Here is a 1,019-nt window from a genome sequence, read left to right as displayed (position 1 = left end):
CGTGCGGCTCAAAACCTGTGACTGAGGGCAAATCCAATGTAGGGATTGGGGTCACCGCCTTGTGCGCGATATCCCGCGTTAAACAGAATTTCCGGTCCGGGCGCTTCTGAAGCAAGCTGATAGGTCAGGCCAATATCTATCGGCCGCACTGAAGATGTAATCTGCACAGTTTGAGAGCTTCTTGTCACGCCCGTGCTTTCCTGACCGGCCACTGCTGCAACCCTGTCCCGGGGGAGGTCGATTGAAATCTCACCAGAGGAGATCTGGAGCGGACTGGATATCGACAAGCGCATCGTGCCTGGGCTGCCGAGAAAGCGTTTCTTGCTGATTGAGACGCTGCCGGCACGCCCCGTCAGACTTTTGCCGCCAGTGACCAGGCCTGCCTGTTTGAAATCTGTCCTGCTTTGCGTGCCCGATACCGTCAGGAGCGTGCCCTGCCCGACCGCAACAGATCCGGATATTTCCAAGAACGAGGTAGAGCTGCGTCCGTCCTGACCCGCGGCTCCCATAAAGCGGGATCCAAGGACTGTGCCGTTTTCTTCTATGAGGCCGAACTGGGCAGAAAGGCCTGACCCATCTTTGTCTTTTGCTTCAAGCCCTATGCTGGTCCTTGAGAAGGAGCCCGTGGATGATCCGACCGCGTGGTCAGTAATAAGGGCCAGCGCTTGTGTGAGTTCAAACTTGTGCCTGAATGAGTAGTCTTCTGTCAGAAGCTGTCCAAATGGATCTGCGTCTGGATCTATGTCGCCGAGAGTTATCTCATAGGAGAACACATCCCCATCAAAACGGAGACCTGTTCCGTGATCTGAACGCATGAGTGTGAGGCTGTCGCTGACCTTTGTTTCCCTTGTGATCGCAAGGCGGGGTCTTGGCGCCTTGAGTTCGGAGACCAGGGCACTGGCAGCAAGCTCAAATCCGCGCGTATACGCATCTGCAACCATCAGGGTCTGCCCTGCGAGGGCCTGGTTGAGGGCTGGCGCCAGGGCGCCGCTGGCGACGATGCCCGTTTCGGCGAGAGG

At 57.1% G+C, this 1,019-nt stretch carries 1 protein-coding gene; it reads right to left on the bottom strand.

Annotation, left to right across the window (positions count from 1 at the left end; all coding sequences use genetic code 11):
- Positions 1–8 precede the first annotated feature (8 nt).
- Positions 9–1,019: hypothetical protein (locus tag ACR0LL_RS21165; protein WP_480589276.1), on the bottom strand; the 1,011-nt coding region annotated here is incomplete at its 5' end.

The sequence above is a fragment of the Ruegeria sp. AI2 genome (assembly GCF_056541275.1).
Note: the sequence above shows the minus strand (reverse complement) of the source record. Positions and strands in the feature narration are given on the sequence as shown.